A 23,057-nucleotide genomic window follows, 5' to 3' on the forward strand; every position below is an offset into this window, starting at 1 on the left:
GCAATATGTCACCTAGAGATCAAATTTACCACTCACACTCTGCCATCATTCGACCTTTGTACTATTTCAGCAATAGCAGCCTTTATGTTTTTAGTCTTTTGAGCATCCTCAATAATCGGAATAGCCCAGTGACAATTAAGTTGACGCATAGACGCTCGCCAATCATGCCAAAAACTTCCATCAATGCTATTCAAGTTATCCAGACCAAATGTTGAAGACGCGCCCCAGCGTGCTATCGATGGCATACTGCGATTATTGCACTCAGCACCAAATACAAACGGCCTTTACAAATTATCCGGTCTAATACCAAAGTATAAATCTGCTTTTTCGATCGGATCTGATATTTTTGAAATAATTTTCATGATTCTCACTACCTGTTAACGAATTTTATGGGCTTTCTATTACTTACTGCACAAACCACGCCACCGCTATACATTGACTTTACTAGGATGCAGTGAAAGCATATATTTTAAATTAAAACTTCATGGTACTTTTCTTACGATATCAACAATGCCACCATTTACTTTTTAGTATCTATAGATAAATGGATACCTAAGATAAAGCCAATAGCCCCATAGAAACACAGATAATTTCAAAAATATATCTTAAACCATCCATGTTTACACTCCTTAAAAACGGGCTTTAAAACCGCAGACCGCTGTGTTGTTAACACTTATACCTTTTCAGTACATGAGTAAAACCAGGGTACTTAAAAGATATTATTTTAATAACCATACTAGCCTAACGTTATAATTCACATGCTTCGCTCTCTCTAAATTTTTTTACGTTAAACGTAACTACAACATCATTTCTACACCATTATTTTGCTAATAGATATATCGGCCCTGTCCCTTTAAGGAATAATTTATTCGACCATAGTTCAACTTGGCAAACTAAAGCGTATAAAATATTCTCAAAAAGCTGATTTCATGAGCGGTTAATGTCAGCAAAGTGAATCTACAACGACTTGGCGTTGCGTACTTTTATACTACGTGACCTGCCAAGAAAAACATGTAAAGGGATCATTATGAAAGTAAATAAATTTAATAACACTGGCCTATTTGGCCTTATGCTGATGTCAGCGACTCATGCCTCTTTGGCTCAAGACCAGTATCAGGAGTTTACAGGTACACATCAAGCATTTAAGCAAACCAGTAACAAAGTGGTAGGCACATACATTGCCAATTGGTCCAACCCAAATTCCATTGATGACGTACCTGGAGATAATTTAACCCACATTTTATACGCATTTTTAAGAGCATGTGGGCCGGGCCAACTTCCCCATGATCAAGCTGTATGTGCAAATAAACCTGATTATGTACTTGCAGAAGACAGCACCACAATCGATAAAGAATTTGCGGCAAAATTTCTACAGCTAAAGCAAAAACACCCTCACCTTACAATCCTCCCTTCAGTGGGTGGCTGGGGCGGCTCAGACACATTTCCTCCAATGGCTAAAGATCCGCAAGCGAGGCAGGTGTTTGTTCAATCTGTTGTAGATTACCTACGGGCGCACCGAGCTTTTGACGGTATTGATATAGATTGGGAGTGGCCAAATACACCAGCAGAAGGCAGTCATTATGCCGATCTAATGCAAGATTTGAGATCTGCATTCGATGTGTTGGAGGTAGAGTTAGGTAGAAAATACTCAATCACGAGTGCAATAGGTACGCATACTAATAATGTTAAAAACATAGACTACGAGCGTGCAGCCCCCTACCTTGATTACATTTTTCTGATGACTTACGACTTTTTTGGCGGATGGTCAAAAAGCAATATTGGTCATCACACTTCGTTGGATGCACACAGTGAAAATATTGCGGCGCATGGCGTTATTCAAGGTGTTCAAAACCTGCTTAATAAAAACGTTCCAGCGAATAAATTGGTTGTTGGTGTAGCCAAATATGCTCGCGGCTTTGACGGGGTCAGTCCGAGTGCCTCAGGCACTCATATCGGAGGCAATGCAACAGGGCTATTTCCTAAAGCTGTTCAGCCTTGGGATGAGGAAGGTGTTGGCACATATCGACGCATTGTAGACGAAGTGATAGGCCAAAATGGTCAAGGAATAAATGGCTTTACCATACGTTATGATACAGATTGCAATTGCCACTATGCATGGCGAGAAAGTGATGCTGCATTTGTCGGGTTTGATCACCCAACCAGCGTCATTAAAAAAGCGCAGTATGTACTTAGCAACAATTTAGGTGGTATTTTTGCTTGGGAATATGCACAAGATAATGGCGACATTCTCAGTGCCATGAATTACGGCGTCGGAAACCAATGGCTTGGAAACTCGACCCCTGGCGACGGCGTTGGTGCATGTAAAGGTATTGCCAAATGGCGAGCTGAAGAAGTCTATCTAAACGGCGACCAAGTACATATAGAAAATCGATTATATGAAGCTAAATGGTACACAAATAACCAACATCCTGTGCAATACTCTGGTAAATGGCAAGTTTGGCAATTTATAAGTATGTGTCAATAACTATTGAATTTAAAAGCCCATATTGATTGGGCTTTTATCAAAAAATTGAATGAATCAAAGTTTAGGGTCTACAACGATGTTAGGAATAACATACTCCACTTTAAGCCTGATTTCAGATAATTAGTGGAACTGAAATGAGTGAAACCATTCCAATCATATTTTTAACTACGTTTAGTTAAGCAAGCTACTCACTATGATAGATAAAGCACTTTATATTTTTATTCACTTTATGAGCATGGTAATGACACTCCTTAAGCGCTCGTTTTTCCGCGCCCTCAATAGTTGAGTATGCATAACCTAACCCATAATAATCTCGAAGACTAAAGCGCGCAACGGCAAAAGCTTTGTGTGTGTTGGCAGCTTTTTTATATGACAAAAAGGCGACCTTGGTCGTTTGGCTAAATTTATTTAAATTTTCTGGATTCTCTTGAGTTACTACACACCCACTGAGTCCAAATAACCCGGCTAAAATAATTGATGTTAACTTTTTCATAATCCTTCCTTGTAAACATAATATTTGCAATTACGGTGGAGTAATATTGTTGTGTCTTTATTAGCGATACAGGCTGTTAGAAGTACAAAAATGTGACGACTACTGTAAGCTACACACATCCCCCCTACTAAATATGGGACATATTTTTATTATTTTTTCTAAAGCGCTTTTATTACTTGTACTTCGCTACCTTTACACCTCTACAGTTTTTCAAAAAAATATTACACTCATTAGCTTATTTCCACCTATGCGTTTGCCACAGAGTGGCCCTGAACTTCTTATCGTTTTCAACTGACTATACTATTTATAGAAATAGTAATACCTCAGAAAACCGAATACATATGGCATATCGATTATTTATAAAAACTCCGACAAATTACAAGTCAATATTTAAAAATATCACTCCCTCTTTATCTGAGAAAAATAATTTCACTTCAAACCAAAAACTTGACCTTTTCGCTAACAACTCATATTAAATATTTTAAAAAGTCCCGAAACACTGTTCAGTAAAAATCAAAAGTCATTAATTTTTATAACCTACCAGTTAAAAACAACATTTACAACAACGTATGAAATTATAAAAATACAAAATTAAATTATTAATAATAAAATTATAATATTAAAATTTAGCTATCATTCGTTCTTAAAATTACCTCCATTGATAATGGCCAACTATTAAATATTAAAACCAATTTTGTTTATAATTCAATCTGGCCTCGTTTTCTTCTTTTATACAGGCAATAGCACCCAGCTTTTACTCTTCCCTGAAAATTTGGTCATCAGTCAAATCTAACTTATCTTTCAACTCTTCAATACACGAAGCCGTATCATGTATAAACCTTGGATACCTGCGGTTTTGTTCTGCTTTAGGAGGCTTTATCCAACAACCTAACTTTGACGAACGAACACTGTTACTTAATAACTCAATATCGAGAGTTGCATCCGTTATTTCTGAGGTGCCATATTGGCTATGAACATAAGTCGTTTTTGCATTGACTTGACTGGACATAAAGCTTGGTGCACTTGATTTATGCGCTATAACTGCGGCACGCAGCAAAGTAAAATCGAGTGTCTCTTGGAGTTTTAAATTCGAGTTCCCTTTATATTGAACTGAATAGTGCTTCTCACTAACTTTTTTTTCCGAAAAGCCTCCACTTAAAATATTGTATGGCTGATATACGTGAGATACGCAACCACTTAACGTTACGAGTGCTGTTGTAACTGTTATTAATCTTGCAAACATGCTTCAAGGTCCTACTTCAAATTTTTATAGAAAATATGTTGATTAAAACACAAAAACTATAAACTTAAATTTCACTTATTTTATCTATTTTGGAAATTAATGTAAAACAAACGCCAGTATCTTATATGTAATTTTAAAAATACACGCGAAAATTTAAAAATGAAGCTAATTTATTGAGTGCCATATAGCTAGAAAAGTATGCATTAATTACGAACAAAATCAAAATTCAAGAAAGATTGATGTTCTAACCCTTCCTCCCCTCAACTCAATGAATCCAATATTCAATGGGTGATATTGGTGATCACCAATACAAATTCAACCTTTAAGTTTACTAATTTTGCAACCTTTAATCTTCTTCCAACAAAAACATGTATTATATAAAAATCTATAGAGGTGGAGAATTACCCTTATATGCAAGCACTTTTTCAAAAAACATAATGGAACTCACTTACATCTTCTTCATATATATTTCCAACAAGATTCGCTTGTTCTATATTATAATATTTCCTGTACTCTGACCTTGGTGTCGCATTCACTTTTATCAAGTCAAGTGCCAGAGGGTTTATAACACTCTTAATACTATTATAATCATTACTAATATTTTCAAAACGACATAAATAATCAATATCCATCATTCCTGAAGAATTTATGAGAAACCTTCTTTGCGGTGTAAAATGTTGCCAACGTAAGACAGTGCGTCTACTTTTTTTATCCTCAAGCAATTTAAGGAAATCATTAAAGTTTAAGTTCTTACCAATATAAAAATCAAAAAACTTCCTGTCATTATCCTTTCTTTTATTGAGTTTCAGATAAAAAAATGCTGATACAAGTCTATCCCAAGGGTTTCTAACAAAAGCCACTTTTGCATACCTATGGTACTTAACTTTATCCCTTTCGTAACACTTAAGCTTCGTATGTCCAGTACCGTTTGGCGCACCTAAAAGACATTTTGCAACTGATTTACCAGCAGTTTTAGGAACATGAATAAATATACATTGATACTTATCTTCCCAAGGTGAATATGGGTATCTGACGTAGTTAACTAAGTTTTCTGAATAAATAGGCCCAACTACTTTTGCTGCGGCTTGTTTTAAGCGAATATAATCCATGGTTCTCCTTAACCTTAAAGGGCATTACGTCACAGAAAATTCTTGTATTGAACAATAAACTATCAGAACACAACCAAAAAACCTATAACCAAAGATTCTTTGATGTCAATTAAAATTACTTTATAACAACTAAAAATCTGTTAATTTAATAACAAACCCTTTAAACCAATTCAATTACAAATAATGAATTTAAAATGAACATAAATAAAAACATAAAACGTTTTTCTTAACCAAAATCTTTATTTACCAATTCTAGAAGGTGGTTTAAGGCCTTCGGCTTCATTTTCAGCTCCAGCTTGCTTAATTATCTCATACGTACTTCGATTATAATGACTGTTACTAATCTGCTCCATAGGCTCAATTAGCTCGATCAGAACCCGCCACCCTTGAGGTTTACAAATAGCTTTTACCAAATCAAAGCTGATTAGGTTTTCATTATATAATTGAGCAACATTCCTATAAAAATACTTAACTTTCCTTCTTGCATCATCTACATCTTTCGCCCATTGCTCACCGGATTGATGCGACTTAAACCATTCAGCTGGGAATGTATCAATTTCTTTTTCCTGAGCCGTCCTAATGGCCTTTAACGCATATTTAAACTCTTTTGACATGTATATATCCATCATATCTAAGTAAATTTTTGCGTCATTACTTCTTTTAGCAAGCTCATTGCTTTTCTGAGCGAGCTCGAAACTACTTCTTGCTAATTCATTGTTCTTTTCAGATATCCTTGAGTTTCTCAAAGCAGCAATAGCAATAGCTATGCTTGCCATTGATGATAAAAGACTTATCGAAATAGCTATCCAATTTACATTTTCCACCTTGACCTCCTGTATTAATTTCGAATTGCAACTATGAATTGACTAACAACCCAAAAGCTCTTTTGTGATACATCACCCCCCTAAAAATAAGCTGAGCATAAGCCTATGCACTATACGCCAGGCGCCCACATTTTATTTTTAACATTTTTATCACATTCAAAATAAAAAGGAAAAGAGAATAATGTAGTGGTACATTTCTGACAGAAAGATCTGCCAGCCAATTAGTGGTTTTGGAACTCTTATATGTGATACCGACCCTATTGCCCATGCAAATATAATAAAGTCAAAAGATGGTAAGTTCGACAAGCCTGTATACTTTATTTCCGGCCTGAGTGTGTCAGCAGGAGGAATTAATAGTAGCGTTTATGAACTCGAAAAATACTGGTCCACTTTCAAACTTAAAGATGTCTTCAAGCCACTATTAGAAGCAGGTAAAGACATTGTCTTTATCGGTTATAATACATACAATGAAAATATCGAAAACGCCATAAGCCAGCTAATACATTATGTTGAAACACAACATAAACAGGGTGACTACCATAGTACAATGATAGGTTACAGTTACGGGGGAATTTTAGGCCGTAAAGCACTTAACCGTTTTGAAGATTCAACATATCAGCACGAATTTGCTAACTATATTTCTATTGATTCTCCACATAAAGGGGCCATAATCCCACCTTCTTTCATACATACAGTTGCACGTATAAAAAGTCGTCTAGATGACGTAAATCATTTATGCAGTACGACTGTAGATTTAGCTTGTGATGTAAGTAAAAGAAGAAAGGAGATGGACGCATTACTGAAGGATATGACTGATGGTGTTGCTAAAAGCCTATTGGTTACTGGCGACAACGCCAATACTTACCTTAATGATCTAGATAGGCAAGGCATGCCGTCCACTTATAACGTTGCGTTTTCAAACGGTAGTTATACAGGTACCTCTCAGGGGCTACCCCTTGGCACTGAGATGGCCAAGTTTGAAAATAATTACATAGTATATGGGAAAAGAGAATATACGTTTGAGATACAAGACTTAAAGGCATCTACAACGTCACCGAATTATAAGGCGCCTTTCTACTATACTAGTTATGTATTGGAGAATGCACCTGGTTCTTATGCTATAGATGGTCATATGGTCAACTCATTCTTAAGGAAAACAGATGGGTCGGAGAAAGACAATGTAACTATTAAGCATACAAATTTACTGACATGGAACAAAACACCTACTTTCATTACCACTGAAAGTGCTTTGGCGCTAGACGTTAATGACGCTGATGTGGCATTTGACTTGTCAAATGTAGCAACACCTTTTGATAGAATCTATGCGGTCAACGGTAAAAACTTGTCGCATACTGACTTTACTTACCATCGAAGTTCTTTGCTTTACCAAATTAATAAAAAAGAAATTGACATAGCTATTACAGTAATTATTACTAGTATGATGTGATCGCATTGTACGATTAGCCCATACGTATTGTAGCAGGATGCTACAATACGTATTTTAGTCATAAATTAATTTCTATTGTACTTGATTGTGATTTAATCAAAGCTCGCCTCTTTCGTTTAAGTGAATAATTGACGAAGGTAACAAATGAGCTGATTGGGGCATTTTTATAACTCTACGTTTTCTTTATATTTTTATCTATTAAGCTAATATTCTGGATCGCATGTATAAAATTAAAAAATACAGATTAAATTTTTATATTATGATAAACCCGATTGATAAAAAACTTAAAACCTAGATTCATAAATAACATTTTAGTAAAAATCTATATTATTTATGAGTTCAAAAAATAAAAAGGGACAGGCATATTATAAAAGCCTATATCAGTTAAAGTTAAAAAAACCCAAAAACAAACTATTTCTGTCTACCCCTAATTAATTTCCCCTTACATATCAAGCACTCAACTTAGACAAACATCATGATTTTTATTGATAATAAGCTCTATATTTTTGTTATCAATCTTACCAACCTCGTTATTATAAAAATCAAACACAACAATACCTAGCCTACTGCCCTTTTGTTTGTCTCTTAGATAGCTTGTTAGCCCAGGGTTCATTTTCGGGTCAACTTTACCAACTCCTCCACCCCATGCATATTGATAAGGGGTATGTGATGCAAATGCGATACTATTGTAAGTAATATACATATCACCATCGTCTGGATCCATAACCGCACTGTCAATCAAGGATTGAACAGCTGACATTTTCTTATGCGTATTATGTTCGTTATATTGATCCTCGATCCTAAATTTTTGGCATTCTGGTGTAATTAAGGTAAAAGTTGCATTATCTTGCCAACCATTAGATAAATCTATACCTAGATCGCCATCAAATCGCCTTAACAAAATAATTTTTCCTCGCGACTCTTGTAATGTTGGTATTTTGGTTTTCAAGTAGAATAAGTTTTTAAAAGCTTCTTTTTGTAGATAAAAATCAAACTTTTCTTGTACATTTTTAACCCTACTCGTCGCTGCATTCATTAACATGACAATGGTTTCATCCGTATTCTCTAAAAGAAAACTTTTGCATTCATTAAGGACGGCGCCAAATGAAAGGTTACATGTAACGTCTCCATGGTAAATTCGCAAGGGTTCTTCTTCTGAGTTGTTTGTTTTTACACGGATATCAAGAAACCGAATACCATCATTTAGCTGAGTGTAAATATTAAAATTTTGTGTTCTTGCGGCTCCAGGGGGAGCTTTTTGAGTTCCCGAATCATGTGTACCTGGTATAGAAATTTTATCTAATGTTAAATCATCACTAAGAGTACTCATCCAATTTTTTGTGCTTACAGATGCCATAAACGTTCTACCCTCGCTGTCCAAAAAGAGTTGTTTGAAAAGTAATTATCTAAAAAAATGATATTTTTTAACTGAAATAGGGAGTCAAGCGGACGTTGAGTTGCCCACTTCACTGACTGACTTTTTTGAGGACAAAATTCATGGCCGTTTGTAAAGGCCTGTCATATTGATATTCGTGTCAGAATTATCCATCTGGAATAAGAACAGCTCGACAGCAGTTGTTGATTCACTTGTTCTCGCCGTGATTGAACCTGAGCCAACTTGGCGGTTATTTAAAATATCAACTATAAGCTTGGCGCTGTCTAAAACTGCCCCTACAGGGTCTTCTGTAATGATATCAGCCTCAAGACTTAATGTATCCGAGACTAAGTCTATAGCGTACTGTTGATCTACATTACTCCATGTTACGCCGACCATGTATTTGGATCCAATCCACCAGTTATTACTACTTGCAAAATGCCCTTGGCCTAAAACGAAGTCATCAAAAGTATAGGTGACTCCATTTTTCATATTAAGTGTTAAAGTACCTGTTACAGCGAAGTTAAGACTTGATGGCGAGTGGCTACTATAGGTTTTAGCTATGCCTCCGATGTTGATTCTTGCTTTAAACCAATCTGCTACCTCACTTGAATTATGGCGTCCAGCCTTTACGGTAAGCGTTCTGCCGTCACAAGTAACACCATCAAATGGTTGCCCTTGAGTGATGTTGTAATCTTTAACTTCGAAAGAAACACTAGAAAGCCCTTCAAGATTGAAGGTAAAATTATTGTCGTGCACCTTTGTCATGTTCTCTTATCCTTATTCTGTTTTGATGTAATATTCTTAACTAAATGTAAATAACTTATCTTGAGTGATGATACGCCTAGAATTATTAGCAAGAAGTGAGACAAACACTATTACACTTTATTACCGCATGCTCTAAATCGAAGTTTACAATCGATTTATACACATCTGAGAAGTTTACTGCGGGTCAGAATACTCTGTTTGGGAAAAGAGAAAAGGAAGAGAAAAAGACAGGCACACTCTAAAACGGCAAATCAAATTAATGTAATTATTTCAAAATGAGCTTATGCTCGTCTTAATAAATATCAAAAAGTACCTTAGAGTGAATATCAATTTTAAGTAGTAATATTTTCATTTTAATAAACTAGTAATCTTTAAGTTGTAAAGAAAGACTAAAACTAATTTTTACTAACCGACCCCCTTATACCGGCCCACATCATTTCTCGCGTATACGTTCTTAATCCCTTTTGCGGGCCAGCAAAGCTGCCATAGAGGTTGCCATGATTTTGCACCCTATTCAGCCAATTCCCTTATTCAATCTTCAATAATACTTGGATACTGGGCATATGCTTTGATATGCACCCTTTCTTTTTGGGTTTAACATGAATCGATTAATTCAAAGTAGTCCAATAACGAAAAGGGGATTGTATTTCCAAGCTCTTTTGCGCCAAACGATTTAAGTGATTTGAGCTGTTTGGTGTGGCTCTTTACCCTATTTAAACTTGATTTTTTGGTGTCTTTAAGGTGTATTAAGCACTCTTGAATCGATGTAAAGTCTCTATCTTCTCGCGTATTTGTCACGTTTGATCTGATTGGGTTTAAATCTACATAGGCCATGCAGCTAAGCAATGCTGTTTCATCTAGCAAGGCCTGTGATTTATATCGTCCTTCCCAGTATTTACCTGTGCAGTTGTCTTCTGTATTGGCTGCTTTTGCAATGAACTCATTGAGGCTTTTCATATACCAACCGATGCCGTACAACTTAACCCGCCACTTTTCTATTAATTCAGATACAAGTAACAGCTCTACCTCACTAAGAATATCACCGTTTAGCTTCCTATCAATGATTGGGCTACCCTTGTAGAACTTTTACCATTTAGATATTACCTCGTTATCTGACCAATTCAGTGCATCTTATCTATTCACTTTAACAGCCAAGTGATAGTGACTGCGCATTATGATGATATCCGTAGCCATATTTGTACTTATCGTTTAACTGTCTATAAACTTCACTCCCCCTATAAAAACGCACAAAAAAGCCTCAGCTTTTGCTGAGGCTCTCTCACTTTTGGGACCAAATGTGACTACTTGTCAAAATCAGCAGATCCAAATTATTTAATGCGCTTAAGTTAGACTTAAAGGCGAATGCCTTCAATATGCAATTCAAGCGTGACGTGTGTCGATGCAGGCCCTAAGTTATAGTCGATACCAAAGTCTTTCAGTTTTAAAGATGTTTCACCAGAAAAACCAACACGGTAGCCGCCCCAAGGATCTTGCCCTTCGCCAATTTTTTCAACTGGGAATGTAATGGTTCTTTTTACACCGTTCAACTCTAATAAGCCTGTAAGCTTGGCTTCTTTGTCGTTTACTTGCTCATACTTGGTGCTTTCAAACGTTGCTTGTGGGAATTTCTTTACGTTTAAAAAGTCTTTACCACGTAGGTGCTTATCTCGCTCAGCATGGTTTGAGTCAATACTTGCCGTGTTTATCACAATATCGATTTTAGACTCATTTGGCTTATTTTTGTCATAGCTAAATTTACCATCAAAGTCATTGAATCTGCCTGTTAGCCAGCTGTAGCCTAGGTGCTTAATTTTAAAATTGATGAATGCATGTGCACCAGCTTTATCTACTTTGTACTCGGCAGCATTCGCTGTTCCAGCCATAAGTAGACCTGTCGCTAACACCGCACTCACGATACCCTTTTTCATAATTTGCCCTTAAATATTCTATTAATAATTTAAAATACGTTATTTTGATACTTTTAAAATACGACTTAAGCCGCCGTCTTTATTGATAAATTGGTGTTTCAATGCAGCTAACACGTGCACTGCCACAAATCCGATTAAACTCCACGCCAACCAAAAGTGTATGTCACCTACAATGTCCTCTTGGTTGTCAAAAGACCAAGGCAGCGCTGGGATTTCAAACAATTCAAATACACTTATCGGCCTGCCATCTGCGGTTGAGATAAAGTAACCACTGAGTAATAGAAGTAACATCAAAATGTATAAAAACTGATGCCCTACTCTCGCAGCAATCTGTTCTAACTTTGGTCCGGGTAACGCTTTTGGTTTTGTATTTAGCTGTCGCCACACCAATCTGAAGAACCACACTCCCATCAATATGATACCCATCGATTTATGTAAATCTAATGACCCTTTATACCAAGCGTCATAATAGGTTAGCTCCACCATATACAATCCAAGACCAAACATAAAAAAGATGGCCACGGCCATGAGCCAATGCACGGCGATGCTTACCCAACCATAACCCTGAACGCTATTTTTTAGCATATACAAATCACACCTTTGAAAAACTGAGACTAGGTTACCGTGCCTAAGTGACATTGAGTAGTGCACAAATTAAAGAACTATTGTGCAAAAAAATATATACTCAAGATCTAGACGAAGTGAAAAATATTATATTTATGCAGAAATTGAATTGGGACGATTTTAAAGTCGCTCATACCGTTGCCAAAGCAGGCTCACTTGCAAAGGCTGCGACTATCTTAAAATGCAACCATACTACCGTATTGCGACATATCAATCGCTTGGAAGACGCACTCAATGTAACTTTGTTTATCCGCCATCAAAGAGGATATCAGCTTACTGACGCAGGCCAAATAATGAGTGAAACACTCGATGATCTCGACATCCAGTTTATTGCTTTAGAAGACAAACTCCAGAGCATTCAGCAAGACTTTAGCGGCAAAATTCGCATCACAACGGTGACTTCTTACTCTGCACTGTTGGCACCAGCAATGCAACAGTTCAGAAAACAATACCCCAAAGTCAGGATAGAACTCCTGGCCACCGATGAGGTGATCCCGCCGCAAAGTGGCAATATTCATGTTTCATTACGGGCAGGCCCTGAGCCAAAAGAGCCTGATTTAATTGCTAAGCATGTGATCTCTTTGAAAATTTCTTACTTTGCATCAAAAGAGTACATGTCAGAATATGGCTTGCCACAATGTGAAGATGAGTTTAATCAATTTCATTGGCTCATGCCTGATAGCTCAAAACATCATATTCCGTTTATCAACCAAGTGATCAAACGCTTAAAAAATGACAGCATTGTGTACACCAGCAATCAATTTTCGGATATACAATCAGCAGTTGTCAGCGGTATGGGCATAGGGCCGCTATCTGAAAATGACGCAATCAAGTACCCAAATTTAGTGAGATTAGATGGTTGCCCACTCCTTTGTACTGAGAACGTTGGCGCACTTTGGTATACCTACCACAAAGATCTCAAGCAAAATGCTAAAATACGTGCACTTTATGAGTACTTGGTTGCGCACACTCAGCACTTATCCGTAGAATGAGTGCTTCGTCTTCCATCAAATGTAGTTGGTTAGTGTTTTTTCACAGTGATTTCTTTACCCTGCTCACCGGCATAAAATACGATAATACGGACATCTTCTTCGCCCACAGCTTTACCCTTATGCCATTGGTTTACAAGCTCAACGATCGGATCACCTGACTTAAGAATGAGCTGCTCACCACTTTTTTTGGTGACATGTAATTCCCCAGATAACACAACTCCTGCGTTAATGACTGGGTGAAGATGTAGCGGCAACTCTGTACCTGATGGAATATGAATGTCTAGCAATGTAATTTCAGGCTTGCCTTGAGGATATGCGGGTAAAGGTGTGCCATCCCAGCTTTGCGATGTTTTAGTTAACGTTTTTACTGTCACTTCGTTACTATCAGCAATGGCATTACCACTGAGCAAACACGTCAAAGCAAAAATACAGAGTGTGAGTTTCGTTTTCATAACTTGAGCTTTTTTATTATTCGATTAGACGCTACTGTAGACCATAGCTTCAAGCATGTATACGTGTAATAACTACTATCAACTGCCAAAACAATGTCGATATAGTAAGTAACAACAATAAAAAAGCCCGCATATAGCGGGCTAGTCTAATCCATTAATACTTAGGCTAGTTTGTCTGAAGCCACTTTGTATTTAGGGTCTTCAATCACGTTGATTTCAACCAAGTCTGATGCATTATCAAGTAACTGCTTACAGTCCTCACTTAAGTGACGTAAGTGCAGTTTTTTACCTGCTTTAGTGTATTTCTCAGCTAGCGCATCAATGGCCTCAATGGCACTGTGATCCGCAACGCGGCTATGTTTAAACTCAACAATTACGTCGTCTGGATCGTTTGGAACATCAAACAATTCTGTGAAGTTTTTCACTGAACCGAAGAATAATGGGCCGTGTAGTTCGTATACTTTAGAACCTTCATCATCAATATAGTTATTAGTGTAAATGTGCTTCGCATGCTCCCAAGCAAATACAAGCGCTGAGACAATTACACCCACACATACCGCAATGGCCAGGTCAGTGATCACAGTCACACCTGATACCAATACAATCACAAACGCGTCACTCTTGGGAATACGCTTCATTAAACGAAAGCTTGACCATTCAAATGTGCCAAGTACAACCATAAACATCACACCGACAAGTGCAGCAAGTGGGATCATCTCAATTAAACTTGCCGCAAATAAAATGAAGCCTAGTAATAATAATGCTGCGGTAATGCCAGACAGTCTGCTACGACCACCAGAATTAATGTTAATCATAGATTGACCAATCATCGCACAACCACCCATTGCACCAAACACACCACATGTTACGTTTGCAGCACCTTGGCCAACACATTCACGGTTACTGTTACCGCGTGTTTCTGTGATTTCATCAATCAGTGTTAATGTCAGTAGTGATTCAATTAGACCAATGGCAGCCAAGATCAGTGCATACGGAAAGATAATTTTAAGCGTCTCAAGATTCCATGGTACATCAGGGATATGGAATGCAGGGAAACCACCAGCGATTGTTGCATCTGCATTGCCGCTCATATCTTTTAGGTAATCAAGTACGTTACGTGCATCTAAATCAAAGCCAATTACAATACCCGTCACCACTAGAATAGCCGCTAAGCTTGACGGCACGGCCGTTGTCAGCTTTGGAAGGAAATGAATAATTGCCATAGTTAAAGCCACTAAACCCGCCATGATATACAGCTCAGAGCCTTGCATCCACTGAAGTGTCCCTGACTCATCCATAACCTTGAATTGACCTAACTGGGCTAAGAAAATGACAATAGCCAAGCCATTGACAAAGCCAAGCATAACGGGATGCGGAACCATTCGGATAAACTTACCTAACTTAAAGATACCCGCTAATATCTGTAAAATACCCATCAATAATACAGTGGCGAAGAGGTATTCAACGCCATGTTCAACCACAAGGCTTACCATAACTACTGCAAGTGCACCGGTTGCACCTGAAATCATTCCTGGACGACCACCAAAAATCGACGTGATCAATCCAACGATAAATGCTGCATACAAACCAACCAATGGGTCGACTTGTGCAACAAATGCGAATGCGACCGCTTCTGGTACCAATGCTAACGCAACAGTTAAACCAGAAAGCACGTCGTTCTTAGCAGAGCTTGGTGCTTTGCCTATAAGATTAAACATTTATATCCCCAAGTGTTTTTACTACGACAGAAAAGCGCTGGATCCTATCAAAATCCAGCGCTTTTAACAAACATGATACATTATAGTGTTAAATTGAGATGCCTGTATGACACTATATAATTGGTAAGGCAGTTGAACGCTTAACGCACGTCATGGTCACATTAGAGTGAACTTCTTGTACATATTCTAGATTCAATAAATTGTCACGAACAAATAGTTCATACCCTTCGATTCCCTTAGAAACGATCCTAAGCATGAAGTCCATTGTGCCAGCCATAGTGTAGCACTCAGTGACTTCATCATAACTCATGATCAATTTTTCAAATTCAGCAAGATTGCTGCGACCATGGTTCGATAACTTTACATGGGCATACACTAACATATCGAAGCCAAGTTGCTTTTCGTCCAACAGCGCAACTTTCCCTTTTATGAACCCATCTTGTTCCAATTTAGCGATGCGTCTCCAACAAGGAGATTGTGATAATCCTACTTTGTCTGCAATTTCTGCAGTAGACAAACTTGCATCTTGCTGTAACAACGCTAGTATCTGACGATCAACTTGATTTAATGACATATTTTTCTTTATATTTTAATGTTAAATTTTACGCTATTCACGTAGCGCTACCCAAAGCGACCGCTCATAAATGGGTTATTACGCTTCTCGTACCCTATAGTGGTATCTTCTCCGTGACCACTCAATACCCGAGTTTCATCATCCAAGGTAAAAAGCTTTGTTTTAATAGCGTGCTTAAGTTGTGAGGCATCTCCTTTAGGAAAATCAGTACGCCCCACTGAACCTTTAAACAGCACATCACCAACCAGTACTGTCGCACTTGCAGGTTCATAAAAAACAACATGTCCGGGTGTATGGCCTGGACAATGCCGCACTTGCAATCTCAACTCGCCAAGCTCAACAACATCACCTTCGTTTAACCAATGGTGAGGCAAAAATGAGTCATGTGGCGCGAATCCAAACATCTGCGCCTGCATAGGTAAACCATCTAGCCAAAACGTATCATCGATATGAGGGCCAACAATGTCTACATTAAATTGTTTGGCAAGTGCCTCACTGACACCCACATGATCCAAGTGACCATGTGTAAGCAAAACTAGATCTACATCAAGGTTATGCTGCTTCACAACTGCAATAATTTTGTCAGCATCACCACCGGGATCTACTATGGCAGCTTTTCCCGTAGACTCGCAAGCGATAACTCGACAGTTTTGCATAAACGGCGTTACAGGTATTGTTAAAACTTTCATGTTACTGCCCCGTATACGACATTAAAATCGGATACTTCAAATATGCTTTATCATAGTATGGTGTTTTTTCATACAGCCATTCAAGCCTTTGTTTATCACTTTTAGCAAAGTTTTTATCCTCACGGATCTTTTTATCAAATGCCAAAGCAAGCTTAGGACTCTCTTTTAACATCTTCCTAGCATATGGCTCAAGTGCATAATTTTCAACATATTCTGTACGCTGGAAAATACTATGGAAGTCTCCCCATGCGAAAAATGAGTCTGGGGCCGCAGGGTAAAGCAAATGTGTTACTAATTCAGAGTATGCTTGTTTTGTAGAAACTTTAGTCCACCCAGAAAGAGAAACTTCTTCATCTAACACGCTAGATTTGAATGTTGCTTCTACTCTAAAACGCCCTTCAAATGGCGTTTTAGCGAAGCTGTGTTTATCGACCGTCAGCTGTGTTAAAGCGGCTAATGATGTGCCTGTTGCAAGTGTTTCAACCTCGACACCATGTAGTTTTAGTTTATCCACTAAATCAGTATATTGTGGAGGAATGTAAAACGCCTCAGGAACTTGCACAGTCGTTTTGACGTCTTTCTGCCAATAAACAGGCAACTTATCATAGTTAATTGGCTCGCCAAGATATTTTACTTCTTTATGCCCAGACAGCGCACTTTCAAAGCTTTTATACTTAATGCCCTTGAAATTTACATAATCAGGCTGTTGGCTATAAGATCTTGAAACAACAAGCTCTTTAGGGTGAGACTGCTTTTCAGTTTCCACTGCGTTATGTAAATCTTTATGATGATGTGCTAGCGCATCAATCACACCATCTATAAAGACATAAGTGCCTAATACACGCTGTTTATATGGCTTCAAGGAGTGGTTTTCAACCAAAATAGTTGGTAACCCTTTGATATCTCCCCAACCATTTGAAAATCTCGGTGACGCAACCCACCCCGCCAAACCTTTCTCAAGATCACGTTTATCCATCACAAATATAAGCGGACCAGGAATATGACCATTTTTTGTCAGCTTTTGATCAATAGTTGGCGTAAATTGTTCTTCTAAAACTTGTGCTATTGCAGGTGATTCACTGGCAAAACTCGGATTGAATCCATAGGTTACGTCATACTGGTAATCAGCACCATCTGTGACGTGCACATCTACGTACAACGCTGGGGAGTAATCATTAATTACTTGTAGTACTGAACGTACACCTGGTGTGTCTAGCTTGGTGTAGTCACGGTTTAAATTTAAGTTTTTCGAGTTTGTTCTAAAGCCCATGGTCACGGGGCCACGTTGGTTTATACGATTAAACTCACTACTTCTTTCGTGACCATCTACGTTCAATATTGGAATAAACAAAATGTTTACTTTACTCAAGATATCACGGCGCTTTCCTGTAGCAATATCTCTAAGTAGCATAAACATGGCATCTTTACCGTCAATTTCACCAGCGTGGATGCCCGCTTGGATCAATAATGTCGGTTTATTATTATTTTTCATCATCGCTGGTGAAAATTGGCTATCTTCAACAGCTAACAGCATATTAATATTTCTGCCCTGATCGCTCACACCAATTTTTACCGACTTGAACTGCGTAGGGTTAGATGCGACTAAACGCTTTATAAATGCATTTGTTTGTTGATAATTCGGAGACGACAATCCACCACTTAACTCAAAGTCTGTTGTCAGAGGTCCTTCTTGTTGCATTAAATTTTCACTTTGACCTTGCCAAAGTTGCAATGGAGGGAGATGACTATTCAAATTAAGCGTTGCGGAAAGCAGAACAATACCTAAACTCATAAACATTCTTTGTGTCTTTTTTGTATAAAGATGATTATATCAATATTTTATTTAACAGCTTACAATGTGCGGTGATTCAACAAAAATTCACAGTTAAACGCACTAAAATGCGATCAACTTAAGGAAAGTTTAACGAAACCAATGAGTAAAAGTATTTTAATCACAGGATGCTCGACAGGTATAGGATTGTATTGTGCAAAAACACTGTATAAATCCGGGTACAAAGTTATCGCCTCTGTTAGAGACCCAAAACACCGCTCACAATTTGAAAAGCTCAACATACCATGTATTTTACTCGATTTAGCTGACGATGCGTCAATAAACCAAGGATTCCAACAGGCACTTGACTTATGTGACGGAAAACTCGATATACTGTTTAACAACGGAGCATATGGTCAACCGGGTGCGGTAGAAGACTTACCAACAGAGGTGTTAAGGCAACAATTTGAAGTTAATTTTTTTGGTTGGCATACTCTAACCCGCCTCGCTGTCGCGCATATGAGAGTACAAGGACAAGGTAGGATCATCCAAAACTCTTCTGTTTTAGGCTTAGTTGCGCTGCCTTATCGCGGTGCATACAACGCCAGTAAATTCGCATTGGAAGGCCTTACCGACACCCTCAGAATGGAGCTTGTAGATACCAATATACAAATTAGTCTCATTGAGCCAGGACCTATCTTATCTGACTTTAGAAAAAATGCCCGACAGGCATTTGAACAACATATTGATATTGAATCCAGTCATCATAAAGATGAATATCAAGCGCAATTAACCAGGCTCAAAGCGCAAACCGCGCCGCAAAAATTTACGCTGGGTCCTGAGGCTGTTTACGATAAATTGATACATGCCATTGAAGCGCCAAATGCTAAAGCAAGATATTACGTTACTTTTCCAACTTATTTGATGGGTTACTTGAAACGCATTTTAAGTACAAATTGGTTAGACAAATTACTGCTGAAAAATCCCTGATGATGGCGTGTATAATAATAAGTTTCTACGATGGGATAAACTTAACAAGCAAAAACTAAAAAAGGAGCCATAGGCTCCTTTTTAACATCGCTTTACTTAATCAAAAAAATTAAGCTGCAAGACCTTCTTTTGCTTTCTCTACTAGAGCAGTGAAAGCTACTTGGTCGTATACTGCGATATCAGCTAGGATCTTACGATCGATTTCAATTGACGACTTTTTAAGGCCGTTAATGAAGCGGCTGTAAGATAGGCCGTTTTGACGTGCTGCAGCATTGATACGTGCAATCCATAGTTGACGGAAAGTACGTTTCTTAGCGCGACGGTCACGGTATGCATATTGACCAGCTTTAGTTACAGCTTGGAACGCTACGCGGTAAACACGTGAACGTGCTCCGTAGTAACCTTTAGCTTGCTTTAATACTTTTTTGTGACGTGCACGTGCGATAACACCGCGTTTAACTCTTGCCATTTCTGATATCCTCTATTAAGCGAATGGTAACATACGATCGATAAGGCCTAGGTCATTCTTATGAACCATAGACTTAGCACGTAGGTGTAGTTTACGCTTAGAAGACTTCTTAGTCAGGATGTGACGAAGATGCGACTGTTTACGCTTGTAACCGCCTGAAGCAGTCTTTTTGAAGCGCTTTGCAGCACCTCTGTGTGTTTTTAGCTTATAAGCCATTGCAATAACTCCAAATGATATTGCGTTTAATATATGCAAGTAGGCGGATGCGAACATCACTTTTAAGGCCCAACTTACACCCTATTCCGGCGAAGCTGAATGTAAACATACAGCCTACTTATTACCGGTCAACACAGGTGACTTTAGATTGAAAATCTAAGTACTTTTTTATACCTGTGCCAAATTCTTTCAAAAATCGGCGCGAATTATGCCTGACTTATGCTTTTTTTGCAATAGGTGCCATCATCATAACCATCTGGCGACCTTCAACACGATTTGGGAAAGACTCAACTTGAGCGATTTCTTCCAAATCTGCTTTTAAGCGATTAAGCATGCTGATTGCGATTTCTTGGTGAGCCATTTCACGACCACGGAAACGGATGGTGATTTTCGCCTTGTCGCCACCTTCTAAGAACTTGCGCAAGTTACGAAGTTTAACTTGATAGTCACCTTCGTCAGTGCCAGGGCGGAATTTAATCTCTTTAACCTGGATCTGTTTTTGCTTTTTCTTCTGTTCTTTTTGTAATTTTGCTTTTTCAAAAACGAACTTACCATAGTCCATTACCTTAGCCACTGGTGGCTCAGCGTTTGGACTGATTTCAACAAGGTCTAAACCTGCGCTTTCTGCTTGCGCTAGCGCATCTCTCGTAGAGACAATGCCCGCTTGCTCACCTTCAGCATCGATTAAGCGAACTTCTTTCGCTGTGATTTCATCATTGATACGATTCTTTTGAGCAGTAGTTTGCCCTTTTTTGCCGCCTCTAATGGTACGTTCCTCCAAAAAATCCAAAATTAAACGTGCGGCACTATTGTAGATATGTTTGCCGCACGGGTTTCAAAAATTAAACTCTGTTTTTAATTTCTTCGCTAATTTTAGCAACAAAATCATCTACAGAGAATTTGCCAAGGTCTTCACCCTTGCGTGTTCTTACTGCTAGCTCTTGTTGTTCGACTTCTTTATCGCCTACAACAAGTAAATAAGGTATACGTTTTAAAGTATGCTCGCGAATTTTAAAGCCAATCTTCTCATTTCTCAAGTCAGCACAAGCTCTTATTCCAAGTTTATTTAGCTTTTGCACAACTTCTTGGACATAATCTGCCTGTTTATCCGTGATATTCATGATCACAACCTGCTTTGGTGCTAACCATGTTGGGAAGAAACCTGCATACTCTTCAGTTAAAATACCGATGAAACGTTCAATTGAACCCAAAATCGCACGGTGGATCATAACAGGCGTTTTACGCTCGTTGTTTTCAGCGACATATGTCGCGCCCAAACGACCCGGTAACGCAAAGTCTAGCTGTACTGTACCACATTGCCAAGCTCGCTCTAGGCAATCGTACAATGTGAACTCAATCTTAGGTCCATAGAACGCACCTTCGCCCGGCAGGTATTCAAACTCAATGTCGTTAGACTTAAGCGCTTCAGCAAGTGCAGCTTCAGCTTTGTCCCACATTTCGTCTTCACCGATACGTTTTTCTGGACGAGTAGACAGTTTTACAACTATCTTTTCAAAACCAAATGTTTCATACGTATCGTAGACCATTTTAATACAAGATGAAACTTCATCCATGATCTGCTCTTCTGTACAGAATACATGGGCGTCATCTTGAGTAAATCCACGGACACGCATTAGGCCGTGTAGAGCGCCTGACGGCTCATTACGGTGACAACAACCGAACTCAGCCATACGCAGTGGTAGATCACGGTATGATTTCAAGCCTTGGTTGAAGATTTGTACGTGACCTGGGCAGTTCATTGGTTTGATTGCATATTCACGCTTCTCAGATTCAGTTGTGAACATTGCATCTGAATACTTATCCCAGTGACCAGACTTTTCCCAAAGCCCTCTGTCCATCATCAATGGACCCTTTACTTCTTCGTAGTCGTATTCACGTAATTTTTCACGAACAAAGTCTTCTAGCTCGCGATAAATACTCCAACCGTCGTTATGCCAAAATACCATGCCTGGCGCTTCTTCTTGCCAATGCCATAAATCTAGCGCTTTACCAATTTTACGGTGGTCACGTTTTTCAGCTTCTTCTAAACGCTTTAGGTAAGCCTTTAACTGCTTTTTATCTGCCCAAGCTGTACCATAGATACGTTGAAGCATTTTGTTATCTGCATTACCACGCCAATATGCGCCTGCAACCTTCATAATTTTGAAGTGTTGACAGAATTTCATGTTTGGCACGTGAGGACCACGACACATATCAATGTATTCTTCGTGGTGGTATAGGCCTGGACGATCATCTTTAGCAACGTTTTCGTCAAGGATTTCCATCTTGTAAGTTTCACCACGAGATTCAAACGTGTCTCTCGCTTCTTGCCAGCTTACTTTCTTTTTAACAACATCATAGTTTGTTTTAGCAAGCTGCAACATGCGCTTTTCAATTGCATCAAGATCTTCTTGAGTTAATGAATGCTCCATGTCGATATCATAGTAGAAACCATTATCGATGGTTGGACCTATCGCCATCTTAGCTTCTGGGAAGAGCTGTTTTACCGCGTGGCCAATTAAGTGCGCACATGAGTGACGAATGATCTCTAAACCGTCTTCGTCTTTTGCGGTAATGATTTCAAGATTGGCATCTTGTTCAATGATGTCGCATGCATCTACACGCTCGCCATTGACACGACCAGCAATGGTCGCTTTAGCAAGACCAGGGCCGATGTCTTTAGCAACATCAAGAGTAGAAACAGGGTTTTCGAAAATACGCTGACTGCCGTCAGGAAGAGTAATTACTGGCATTTTTAATCCTATTTACAGTGGTGACACCTACGCCGCGTCACATGTATCTATAATCAATTTTAAGTGTTAGTGTTGCCCATCAACGCTTTTACGAATAAGCATTGGTTATTCAGTGGTATGCTAAATTTGACTGGGGT

At 38.5% G+C, this 23,057-nt stretch carries 23 protein-coding genes; 4 read left to right on the plus strand and 19 right to left on the minus strand.

Annotated features, from left to right (window positions below; translation table 11 throughout):
• Positions 1-32: 32 nt before the first annotated feature.
• Complete coding sequence (locus S4054249_RS25885) at positions 33-245, minus strand: hypothetical protein (protein WP_052960932.1); 213 nt, start codon at positions 243-245, stop codon at positions 33-35.
• A gap of 782 nt (positions 246-1,027) precedes the next feature.
• On the opposite strand from S4054249_RS25885, the gene S4054249_RS11295 reads away from it, so the two are divergent.
• Positions 1,028-2,485, plus strand: a complete 1,458-nt coding sequence (locus S4054249_RS11295; RefSeq protein WP_052960933.1) for a glycosyl hydrolase family 18 protein — start codon at positions 1,028-1,030, stop codon at positions 2,483-2,485.
• A gap of 184 nt (positions 2,486-2,669) precedes the next feature.
• On the opposite strand, the gene S4054249_RS11300 is transcribed toward S4054249_RS11295, so the two are convergent.
• From S4054249_RS11300 to S4054249_RS11315, 4 genes are all read right to left on the minus strand, one after another.
• Positions 2,670-2,978 (minus strand): hypothetical protein, encoded by a 309-nt coding sequence (locus tag S4054249_RS11300; protein WP_046355591.1) that lies wholly within the window; start codon positions 2,976-2,978, stop codon positions 2,670-2,672.
• A gap of 754 nt (positions 2,979-3,732) precedes the next feature.
• On the minus strand, positions 3,733-4,221 hold the full coding sequence (locus tag S4054249_RS11305; RefSeq protein ID WP_046355068.1) for a CC0125/CC1285 family lipoprotein: 489 nt from the start codon (positions 4,219-4,221) through the stop codon (positions 3,733-3,735).
• A gap of 425 nt (positions 4,222-4,646) precedes the next feature.
• Positions 4,647-5,330, minus strand: a complete 684-nt coding sequence (locus S4054249_RS11310) for a sulfotransferase family 2 domain-containing protein (RefSeq protein ID WP_046355067.1) — start codon at positions 5,328-5,330, stop codon at positions 4,647-4,649.
• 239 nt (positions 5,331-5,569) lie between these two features.
• On the minus strand, positions 5,570-6,154 hold the full coding sequence (locus S4054249_RS11315) for a hypothetical protein (protein WP_046355066.1): 585 nt from the start codon (positions 6,152-6,154) through the stop codon (positions 5,570-5,572).
• Positions 6,155-6,488: 334 nt separating this feature from the next.
• On the opposite strand from S4054249_RS11315, the gene S4054249_RS11320 reads away from it, so the two are divergent.
• Entirely contained in the window at positions 6,489-7,601 is a 1,113-nt protein-coding gene (locus tag S4054249_RS11320) for a hypothetical protein (protein ID WP_046355065.1), read from the plus strand.
• Positions 7,602-8,058: 457 nt separating this feature from the next.
• Here S4054249_RS11320 and S4054249_RS11325 read toward each other — a convergent pair whose 3' ends face one another.
• The 5 genes from S4054249_RS11325 to S4054249_RS11345 form a co-directional block, all read right to left on the minus strand.
• A complete protein-coding gene (locus tag S4054249_RS11325) occupies positions 8,059-8,958 on the minus strand; it encodes a phosphatidylinositol-specific phospholipase C (protein ID WP_046355064.1) in 900 nt (299 codons plus the stop codon).
• 138 nt (positions 8,959-9,096) lie between these two features.
• Entirely contained in the window at positions 9,097-9,744 is a 648-nt protein-coding gene (locus tag S4054249_RS11330) for a hypothetical protein (RefSeq protein ID WP_046355063.1), read from the minus strand.
• Between the two features lie 594 nt (positions 9,745-10,338).
• Positions 10,339-10,701, minus strand: coding sequence for a hypothetical protein (locus S4054249_RS11335; protein WP_052960889.1), 363 nt, complete (start codon positions 10,699-10,701; stop codon positions 10,339-10,341).
• A 395-nt stretch (positions 10,702-11,096) separates the two neighbouring features.
• Positions 11,097-11,672 carry a YceI family protein gene (locus tag S4054249_RS11340; RefSeq protein WP_046355062.1) on the minus strand — a complete coding sequence of 192 codons (576 nt, stop codon included), beginning with the start codon at positions 11,670-11,672 and terminating at the stop codon, positions 11,097-11,099.
• 39 nt (positions 11,673-11,711) lie between these two features.
• Positions 11,712-12,257, minus strand: coding sequence for a cytochrome b (locus tag S4054249_RS11345; RefSeq protein ID WP_046355061.1), 546 nt, complete (start codon positions 12,255-12,257; stop codon positions 11,712-11,714).
• A 134-nt stretch (positions 12,258-12,391) separates the two neighbouring features.
• Between S4054249_RS11345 and S4054249_RS11350 the strand changes: the two genes are divergently transcribed.
• Positions 12,392-13,288, plus strand: coding sequence for a LysR family transcriptional regulator (locus S4054249_RS11350; RefSeq protein ID WP_046355074.1), 897 nt, complete (start codon positions 12,392-12,394; stop codon positions 13,286-13,288).
• Between the two features lie 29 nt (positions 13,289-13,317).
• Here S4054249_RS11350 and S4054249_RS11355 read toward each other — a convergent pair whose 3' ends face one another.
• From S4054249_RS11355 to S4054249_RS11375, 5 genes are all read right to left on the minus strand, one after another.
• Positions 13,318-13,740: a cupin domain-containing protein gene (locus tag S4054249_RS11355; protein ID WP_046355060.1), complete on the minus strand. Its 423-nt coding sequence runs from the start codon at positions 13,738-13,740 to the stop codon at positions 13,318-13,320.
• A gap of 161 nt (positions 13,741-13,901) precedes the next feature.
• The gene (locus tag S4054249_RS11360; protein ID WP_046355059.1) at positions 13,902-15,458 is read right to left on the minus strand and encodes a SulP family inorganic anion transporter; all 1,557 of its coding nucleotides are present in this window, start codon (positions 15,456-15,458) and stop codon (positions 13,902-13,904) included.
• Between the two features lie 112 nt (positions 15,459-15,570).
• Positions 15,571-16,032, minus strand: a complete 462-nt coding sequence (locus S4054249_RS11365; RefSeq protein WP_023398345.1) for an Lrp/AsnC family transcriptional regulator — start codon at positions 16,030-16,032, stop codon at positions 15,571-15,573.
• A gap of 47 nt (positions 16,033-16,079) precedes the next feature.
• The gene (locus tag S4054249_RS11370; RefSeq protein ID WP_046355058.1) at positions 16,080-16,721 is read right to left on the minus strand and encodes an MBL fold metallo-hydrolase; all 642 of its coding nucleotides are present in this window, start codon (positions 16,719-16,721) and stop codon (positions 16,080-16,082) included.
• 1 nt (position 16,722) lies between these two features.
• Positions 16,723-18,513 (minus strand): M14 family metallopeptidase, encoded by a 1,791-nt coding sequence (locus S4054249_RS11375; protein WP_419555180.1) that lies wholly within the window; start codon positions 18,511-18,513, stop codon positions 16,723-16,725.
• A 141-nt stretch (positions 18,514-18,654) separates the two neighbouring features.
• Between S4054249_RS11375 and S4054249_RS11380 the strand changes: the two genes are divergently transcribed.
• On the plus strand, positions 18,655-19,482 hold the full coding sequence (locus tag S4054249_RS11380) for an SDR family oxidoreductase (RefSeq protein WP_046355056.1): 828 nt from the start codon (positions 18,655-18,657) through the stop codon (positions 19,480-19,482).
• Between the two features lie 109 nt (positions 19,483-19,591).
• Here S4054249_RS11380 and rplT read toward each other — a convergent pair whose 3' ends face one another.
• The 4 genes from rplT to thrS all read right to left on the minus strand — a co-directional run bounded on the left by rplT (position 19,592) and on the right by thrS (position 22,920).
• Positions 19,592-19,951, minus strand: coding sequence for a 50S ribosomal protein L20 (gene rplT, locus S4054249_RS11385; protein ID WP_023398349.1), 360 nt, complete (start codon positions 19,949-19,951; stop codon positions 19,592-19,594).
• 15 nt (positions 19,952-19,966) lie between these two features.
• The gene (gene rpmI / locus S4054249_RS11390; protein WP_023398350.1) at positions 19,967-20,167 is read right to left on the minus strand and encodes a 50S ribosomal protein L35; all 201 of its coding nucleotides are present in this window, start codon (positions 20,165-20,167) and stop codon (positions 19,967-19,969) included.
• Between the two features lie 217 nt (positions 20,168-20,384).
• A complete protein-coding gene (infC, locus tag S4054249_RS11395; RefSeq protein ID WP_080928296.1) occupies positions 20,385-20,948 on the minus strand; it encodes a translation initiation factor IF-3 in 564 nt (187 codons plus the stop codon).
• 61 nt (positions 20,949-21,009) lie between these two features.
• The gene (gene thrS / locus S4054249_RS11400) at positions 21,010-22,920 is read right to left on the minus strand and encodes a threonine--tRNA ligase (protein WP_039609951.1); all 1,911 of its coding nucleotides are present in this window, start codon (positions 22,918-22,920) and stop codon (positions 21,010-21,012) included.
• Positions 22,921-23,057 lie beyond the last annotated feature (137 nt).

The sequence above is a fragment of the Pseudoalteromonas luteoviolacea genome, from assembly GCF_001750165.1.
GTDB classification, from domain to species: Bacteria; Pseudomonadota; Gammaproteobacteria; order Enterobacterales; family Alteromonadaceae; genus Pseudoalteromonas; species Pseudoalteromonas luteoviolacea_G.

What these genes read in the sequence shown, in the direction of transcription:
- S4054249_RS25885 (WP_052960932.1), bottom strand. Translation starts at nt 245, where the DNA reads ATGCCATCGATAGCACGCTGGGGCGCGTCTTCAACATTTGGTCTGGAT.
- S4054249_RS11295 (WP_052960933.1), top strand. Translation starts at nt 1,028, where the DNA reads ATGAAAGTAAATAAATTTAATAACACTGGCCTATTTGGCCTTATGCTG.
- S4054249_RS11300 (WP_046355591.1), bottom strand. Translation starts at nt 2,978, where the DNA reads ATGAAAAAGTTAACATCAATTATTTTAGCCGGGTTATTTGGACTCAGT.
- S4054249_RS11305 (WP_046355068.1), bottom strand. Translation starts at nt 4,221, where the DNA reads ATGTTTGCAAGATTAATAACAGTTACAACAGCACTCGTAACGTTAAGT.
- S4054249_RS11310 (WP_046355067.1), bottom strand. Translation starts at nt 5,330, where the DNA reads ATGGATTATATTCGCTTAAAACAAGCCGCAGCAAAAGTAGTTGGGCCT.
- S4054249_RS11325 (WP_046355064.1), bottom strand. Translation starts at nt 8,958, where the DNA reads ATGGCATCTGTAAGCACAAAAAATTGGATGAGTACTCTTAGTGATGAT.
- S4054249_RS11330 (WP_046355063.1), bottom strand. Translation starts at nt 9,744, where the DNA reads ATGACAAAGGTGCACGACAATAATTTTACCTTCAATCTTGAAGGGCTT.
- S4054249_RS11335 (WP_052960889.1), bottom strand. Translation starts at nt 10,701, where the DNA reads ATGAAAAGCCTCAATGAGTTCATTGCAAAAGCAGCCAATACAGAAGAC.
- S4054249_RS11340 (WP_046355062.1), bottom strand. Translation starts at nt 11,672, where the DNA reads ATGAAAAAGGGTATCGTGAGTGCGGTGTTAGCGACAGGTCTACTTATG.
- S4054249_RS11345 (WP_046355061.1), bottom strand. Translation starts at nt 12,257, where the DNA reads ATGCTAAAAAATAGCGTTCAGGGTTATGGTTGGGTAAGCATCGCCGTG.
- S4054249_RS11350 (WP_046355074.1), top strand. Translation starts at nt 12,392, where the DNA reads ATGCAGAAATTGAATTGGGACGATTTTAAAGTCGCTCATACCGTTGCC.
- S4054249_RS11355 (WP_046355060.1), bottom strand. Translation starts at nt 13,740, where the DNA reads ATGAAAACGAAACTCACACTCTGTATTTTTGCTTTGACGTGTTTGCTC.
- S4054249_RS11360 (WP_046355059.1), bottom strand. Translation starts at nt 15,458, where the DNA reads ATGTTTAATCTTATAGGCAAAGCACCAAGCTCTGCTAAGAACGACGTG.
- S4054249_RS11365 (WP_023398345.1), bottom strand. Translation starts at nt 16,032, where the DNA reads ATGTCATTAAATCAAGTTGATCGTCAGATACTAGCGTTGTTACAGCAA.
- S4054249_RS11370 (WP_046355058.1), bottom strand. Translation starts at nt 16,721, where the DNA reads ATGAAAGTTTTAACAATACCTGTAACGCCGTTTATGCAAAACTGTCGA.
- S4054249_RS11375 (WP_419555180.1), bottom strand. Translation starts at nt 18,513, where the DNA reads ATGAGTTTAGGTATTGTTCTGCTTTCCGCAACGCTTAATTTGAATAGT.
- S4054249_RS11380 (WP_046355056.1), top strand. Translation starts at nt 18,655, where the DNA reads ATGAGTAAAAGTATTTTAATCACAGGATGCTCGACAGGTATAGGATTG.
- rplT (WP_023398349.1), bottom strand. Translation starts at nt 19,951, where the DNA reads ATGGCAAGAGTTAAACGCGGTGTTATCGCACGTGCACGTCACAAAAAA.
- rpmI (WP_023398350.1), bottom strand. Translation starts at nt 20,167, where the DNA reads ATGGCTTATAAGCTAAAAACACACAGAGGTGCTGCAAAGCGCTTCAAA.
- thrS (WP_039609951.1), bottom strand. Translation starts at nt 22,920, where the DNA reads ATGCCAGTAATTACTCTTCCTGACGGCAGTCAGCGTATTTTCGAAAAC.